Here is a 5,979-nt window from a genome sequence, read left to right as displayed (position 1 = left end):
TCAAGCAGCGCGTCAACGTCAAAGGCTTCGTCATCCGCAAGAATGCCCTGCTTCTGCATAATGCCTGCTAACTCTTTCATGCGGCCAATATCTGCGTCGGTCAGTTTGGAGCTGAAGTCGTTGGTCTGAATCGCCTGGGTAATAACCTCTTGCGCAGGGATATCACCCTGGTTGAGGGACTTAACCACATCGTCCTTGATGAAATAGTCGGTGATGTAGGTAGCGGCCTTTTCAGGCTCGTTTTTAAGCATGTCAATGGCATCACGCTGGGCGTCGAGCGCGGCCCAGATAACGTCCTTACGGTTCTTCAGAGTGTCGCCGGAGGTAATAACCACCATGCAGGGGAACGGCCATACATCACCGATTTGATAAATTTGCTTAACCGGCGCAACAAGCTGGGCAATGCGATCGTAGGGTTCAAACAGGAAGGCGGCGTCTACACGGCCACCGACCAGAGACTGAACCGCGACGGCCGGGGCCACACCCAAAATATTCAGATCGTCCGGTTGCAAGCCTGCGTTGGCCAACATGACACCTTTGAGCACGATGTCGGCGGTGCTGCCTTGTTTCTGGGAGGCGAGGTTGCGGCCTTTGAGATCTTCAACCGAGTCGATACCCGAATCGTTGCGCACGACCAGAGAGTGGTATCCGCGCTGTGCGCCGCCCACAATTTTCAGATCGGCACCACGGGATACCCAGGTGAAAGCATTGGAAAAGCCCAAAACGCCAATATCAAGCTGGCCGCCAACGATGCCCTTGATCAGGTCGGTGCCAGAACTGAACTCAATCAGCTTTGCATCCAGCCCGTACTTTTCATACAGACCTGCCTCGTGAGCGAGCATGGCCTGGGCATCATCCATAACGCGCACATAACCAACCCGGAATTCTTCTTTTGCAGACACAGGCGCGGCGAGTGCCAGTGCCAGAACGGTTGTGATCAACCAGCGAATCATACAGTTTCTCCTATTTCGCCGGCGTGCGCCGGCGTTGTGTCAGTGTCGATGCCCAGCTTGTTCAGCACGTCCCGCCGGATATCGGCAAAGGCTGACAAATCATGGGTTTTAGGCATATGGCCAAGCTTGATTTCGCTTAGCACGATAGCGGGTCGGTTGCTGAATACCAGCACCCGATCGGCAAGGTATAGCGCTTCGTCTATGTCGTGGGTGACCAGTACGACGGTAGGACGTTCTTCTTCAATCAAGTCCTTCAGAACACTTTGCAGCGTCATGCGTGTCAGCGCATCGAGGGCGCCGAAGGGTTCGTCCAGCAGCAATACTTCGGGCCGGGCGATAAAGGCGCGGGCCAGAGCGCAACGCTGCCGCATACCACCGGATACCTGGTGCGGGTAGTAGTGCTCAAAACCGGACAGTTCTACCTTTACGAGCCATTTGTGTGCTTCTTCGAGCGCGGCCTGCTTGGGGGTGCTCTGAAATTCCAATGCCAGGGCCACGTTCCCGGCGAGTGTTAGCCAGGGGTATAGGGCGTGTTCCTGAAACACCAGGGTGCGCTGCGGTGATGGCTTGTCGACGCTTTTGCCGTTAGCCGTCAGGGTTCCCGTTGAAGGTTTCTGAAGACCCGCCAACATATGCAACAACGTCGATTTCCCACAGCCAGACGGCCCTACCAGAGCCACGATTTCGCCGGTTGTGATGGTTGTACTGAAGTGCTCAATAACGTTGAGATCGCCAAACGACTTTGTCACTTCGTTGAATGTCAGTTCCATATAGCCCACCGATATATTCATATATGCTATAAACGCATAAAGATTATCTATTTTATTACTAAAATCGAAATCAAAAAAGGGGTTTGATGAATTTTTATCCGGGCTGGGTTAAAACGGGCGTAATAACGGGCGTATTACAGGGCGCGCGGGAGCAGGATGGAGTCTTGTGAGGGCGAGCTGATGCCTGCCGGGCAAGGCCCGACAGGCAGGGTAGGGCGAACGGACGTTACTCGTCAGCGGGTCTTTCAACCACCTTGCGTTTGCCTTTGGCGCATCGGGCCAACGCCTTCAGGCCGTCCTCATCAAAGGCATCCACCCGGATCACGTCGTACAGGGCGGTCAGTGCCTCTTGCAGCTGGTCACATTCGTCAGCTTGCACAATGCCTTCGGCGCAGGCCCAATCCACCAGCTGCTTGCGCTCATGCCCCATCAGCAATGCGATCCCATCCAGATCGTCTTCATCACGATTGCGAATGGCATCGTGCAGGCGGCGACGCATATCGGCGGTTTCGTTTGCCAACTTGTAAGCATTCAAAACCCGGCCAAGAGGATCATCTGGGTCCATGGTGTTGTAGGCGCCACGGCTGATGCGCTGGCGCAGCGGGGTGTCCTCAACAATGCTGGCGGCCACGCGGGCGCCCAGCCTGTCATCCGGCCCGTTCAAACCGGTTGCACCCAGCGGGAACACCAGCAGGCGCAATGGCCAGCGCAGAGCCGGCACGGGGAAGTTGATGATGGCTTCGCGCATGGAGTGCTGCAAATCCCGCAGGCAACTCTGCAGGCACCAGTCCACCAGCGGGCGCTGGTCATCCGGGTAACCCTCTTCATGCCATTGTTTGATCACCGCGGAGGCGTAATACAGCTGCACCAGGCTGTCAGCCATGCGCCCGGACAGGCGTTGTCTGGCTTTGAGGCCGCCGCCAACGGAGAGCAACGTCACATCGGTCATTAGCGCAAACCCCGCTGAGAAACGGGCAAGCTGGCGGTACGATGACTGGATGTCGCCCTGCCTGGGAACGGATTCCAGCAGCCCTCCGGTAAGGCCCAGAACCAAAGCCCGCAGCGCGTTTCGGGTGGTGTGGGCCATGTGCCGATAGAAGATGCCGTCGAACTTCTTCGCGGCCTTGTCTTCGTCTTCCATGCCGGCCGCTTCAATTTCTTCAACAATAAACGGATGACAGCGAATAGCCCCCTGACCGAACACCATCAGGCTACGGGTGAGGATGTTTGCGCCCTCCACCGTGATACCAATGGGTACGGCGTCGTAGGCACGAGCCATGAAGTTGCGGGGGCCGGTAATCACACCGCGGCCGGCTACCACATCCATGGAATGATTGATGACTTCGCGCATCAGTTGAGTGTTACGGTATTTGAGCAGCGCGGAGGGCACAGCTGGCCGAACGCCCCTGTCCAGCATGCCGGAGGTTAGCAGGCGCGCGGCATCCATCATGTAGGTGTAGCCGGCGATGGGTTCCAGAGCTTCCTGTACGCCTTCGAACTGGCTGATGGAGCGGCCAAACTGCTCGCGGGTGTAGGCGTAGGAACCGGTCGCCAGGCTGGCGATTTTGCCGGCACCGGTGGCCAACGCGGGCAGGGAAATGGATCGGCCGATGGAAAGGCACTCCAGCAGCATGGTCCAACCCTTGCCCAGCATGTCCTGGCCGCCAATTACCTGATTCATGGGGATGAACACGTCGTTACCCCAGGTGGGGCCGTTCATGAACACGGTATTCATCGGCAGGTGCCTTGCGCCCGAGTGCACGCCCTCGGTTTCCTGGGGAATCAGAACGCAGGTGACTCCGATTTCATCGTTACCGCCCAGCAGGCTATCCGGGTCGTATACCTTGATGGCCAGGCCAATCAGTGTGGCGACCGGCGCGAGGGTGATGTAGCGCTTGTTCCAGGTGACTTTCAGGCCCAGCACTTCTTCGCCATTCCACTGGCCTTTGCACACAATGCCTTTATCCGGAATGGCGCCGGCGTCGGAGCCTGCGACCGGAGACGTCAGTGCAAAGCAGGGGATGTCCTGGCCGCCTGCCAACCTGGGCAAGTAATGTTCTTTTTGGGCGTCGGTGCCGTAATGGGTGAGCAACTCACCTGGCCCGAGGGAGTTGGGTACCATGACGGTGACCGCGGCAGAAACGCTGCGGGTAGAAATTTTCATCACTATTTCAGAGTGGGCCGTGTTGGAGAAGCCCATGCCGCCGTCTTCTTTGGAGATAACCAAGCCGAAAAAACCGTTCTCACGGATAAACTTCCAGGCTTTGTCAGGCAGATCGTAATGTTCGTGGGTGATTTTCCAGTCATCCAGCATGGCGCAGAGTTTTTCCACCGGGCCATCGAGAAACGCCTGCTCTTCACTGGTCAGATGGGCTGGCTTGGCGTCCAGAAGCTTTGACCATTGCGGCTTGCCCGAAAACAACTCTCCATCCCAATCGACAGAGCCAGATTTCAGAGCTTCTGCTTCTGTGTCAGAGAGCTTTGGTAGACGGCTGCGAACCCAGCCCAGCAAGGGTCGGCTAAGTTTATCGAGGCGCAGATCACCAGGGATAACAAGAATCAAAGCCAGTGCCAGAAAAAGACCGCCGAACAGAATGCTGGCAATGTGCCAGTCATCCTGGACCAGACCCACCAACGTTGCGATGGACATCACCAGGGCAGCTGTGGTGCCGCCAACTCCCAGATAAATCAGAACCAGGGCACTGATGAGCAGAAAAAGTACACTCATGGACAGACCTCCGTATCGTGGATCAAGTCAGAAAACGTCAGTCTTAACCTTCGGTTAAAGTTCCCGCACATGCAAGGTGCAAAGGCAGGGCGGTTACAGGTAGCCCGCTGAAAAGACCAACCCGAGCACAATCGGCATGACAATGAGGCTGCCCAGATTGCTCAGGAGTACCAGCGACGCTACCTTATGGGGCTCTTGCTGATACTGCTCCGCGACCATGTAATTGAGAACGGCAGGGGGCAAAGCGGCGAATACCCAGAGCGCGGCTACCTGAATGCCGGGCAAGTCCAACAGAAAAATCATGGGCCAGGCCAGTATCAAGCCGCTGACGGGGCAGGCGATGGCGCCGAGCATGCCCAGTTTCCAGTCGCTGAAGTCGATATCGAGCATTCTTACGCCCAGGGTGAATAGCATAAGCGGTATGCAGATCTCACCAAGCATGTTCATGGTTTGCAGCAACCAGTCCGGCAAAGGAACGCCCCCAAGGTTCACGGCCAGCCCCGCGATGCTGGCAAACACAATAGGAAGTCTCAGACGCTGTAGAACAGACGTGTGCGGGTCAAGCATGTACAAGCCCACAGAGAAGTGCAGCAGCATTTCCACAATGAACAGTACGATAGCCGCCGGCAACGCGGCCTCACCGAAGGCTAGAACCAGCAGCGGGATGCCCATATTGCCCGAGTTGTTGAACATCATCGGTGGCAGAAAGGTTCTCAGGTTCAGGTTCAGAAACCGTGCCAGCGGATACAGAACAATCCCCGAGCCAAGAACAATGACCGTTGCCGCCAGCGCAAGCCCGGCGTAGTCCTGCAGTGGTGCTTTCTGATCGGCCAATACGGCAAAGACCAGCATGGGAACAAACAATTCCATGTTAAGAACGTTTAGCCCACGTATATCCGGCTTACGAAACCGCCCGTAAAAGGCGCCACAGCCGGCAATGAGAAACACCGGTAACAGCGTGGAAAGGATCTGGCCAATCATTGCAAACTCCAACAGGCGCCGGGGCAATTTTGCGCTGGCAAACCGTTAGGTTCGCAAGTATTCGGGCCATTCAGCAAGGTTTATCGCATTCTGTTCGACCAAAGCAGAATGCCCGTGCTCGGAACGCGGCCCAATACTTGCGATGGTGGTTCTGCCCACCCACAATAACCCGCATTATCCGATGACTAACCGTTTGGAGCGTTTTCTTGGCGCCTTTTCTTGGAGAGTTTTCTTGGAGGGATTTCCAGTGACAGATCCGTTTGATCAGCACCTTAATCGCGACAATACTTGCGCGGTAAAGTTTGATGCCACCCAAGCCGTTTTCGGCCGCGACGACGTTATTCCGGTCTGGATAGCAGACATGGACTTTGCCGCACCCGAAGCCGTTACACAGGCCTTGAAAGAACGCGCAGCGCATCCGGTCTACGGATATACCCTGTTCCCCGAAAGCCTTTTTCAGTCGATGATGGACTGGTTCCGTGACCGCCATGGTTGGGACATACACCGGGAGTGGATATTGATGGCGCCGGGCGTTGTGCCGTCGCTT

4 protein-coding genes and 1 pseudogene are annotated in these 5,979 nt (G+C 56.3%); 1 reads left to right on the top strand and 4 read right to left on the bottom strand.

The window, feature by feature from the left end:
• The 4 genes from ENI00_RS18160 to ENI00_RS18145 form a co-directional block, all read right to left on the bottom strand.
• On the bottom strand, window positions 1-953 hold a 953-nt coding region (locus tag ENI00_RS18160), incomplete at its 3' end, for an ABC transporter substrate-binding protein (protein WP_304105597.1).
• Window positions 950-1,723: an ABC transporter ATP-binding protein gene (locus tag ENI00_RS18155; protein ID WP_304105594.1), complete on the bottom strand. Its 774-nt coding sequence runs from the start codon at window positions 1,721-1,723 to the stop codon at window positions 950-952. The genes ENI00_RS18155 and ENI00_RS18160, both read right to left, overlap by 4 nt.
• A gap of 226 nt (window positions 1,724-1,949) precedes the next feature.
• The gene (locus ENI00_RS18150; RefSeq protein ID WP_304105591.1) at window positions 1,950-4,451 is read right to left on the bottom strand and encodes an acyl-CoA dehydrogenase; all 2,502 of its coding nucleotides are present in this window, start codon (window positions 4,449-4,451) and stop codon (window positions 1,950-1,952) included.
• Between the two features lie 93 nt (window positions 4,452-4,544).
• Window positions 4,545-5,432 (bottom strand): AEC family transporter, encoded by an 888-nt coding sequence (locus ENI00_RS18145; protein WP_304105588.1) that lies wholly within the window; start codon window positions 5,430-5,432, stop codon window positions 4,545-4,547.
• Window positions 5,433-5,679: 247 nt separating this feature from the next.
• On the opposite strand from ENI00_RS18145, the pseudogene ENI00_RS18140 reads away from it, so the two are divergent.
• A pseudogene (locus ENI00_RS18140) lies at window positions 5,680-5,979 on the top strand (aminotransferase); the annotation flags it as partial.

The sequence above is a fragment of the Marinobacter antarcticus genome, from assembly GCF_011049865.1.
GTDB lineage: Bacteria > Pseudomonadota > Gammaproteobacteria > Pseudomonadales > Oleiphilaceae > Marinobacter > Marinobacter antarcticus_A.
Note: the sequence above shows the minus strand (reverse complement) of the source record. Positions and strands in the feature narration are given on the sequence as shown.

What these genes read in the sequence shown, in the direction of transcription:
- ENI00_RS18150 (WP_304105591.1), bottom strand. Translation starts at nt 4,451, where the DNA reads ATGAGTGTACTTTTTCTGCTCATCAGTGCCCTGGTTCTGATTTATCTG.
- ENI00_RS18145 (WP_304105588.1), bottom strand. Translation starts at nt 5,432, where the DNA reads ATGATTGGCCAGATCCTTTCCACGCTGTTACCGGTGTTTCTCATTGCC.
- ENI00_RS18155 (WP_304105594.1), bottom strand. Translation starts at nt 1,723, where the DNA reads ATGGAACTGACATTCAACGAAGTGACAAAGTCGTTTGGCGATCTCAAC.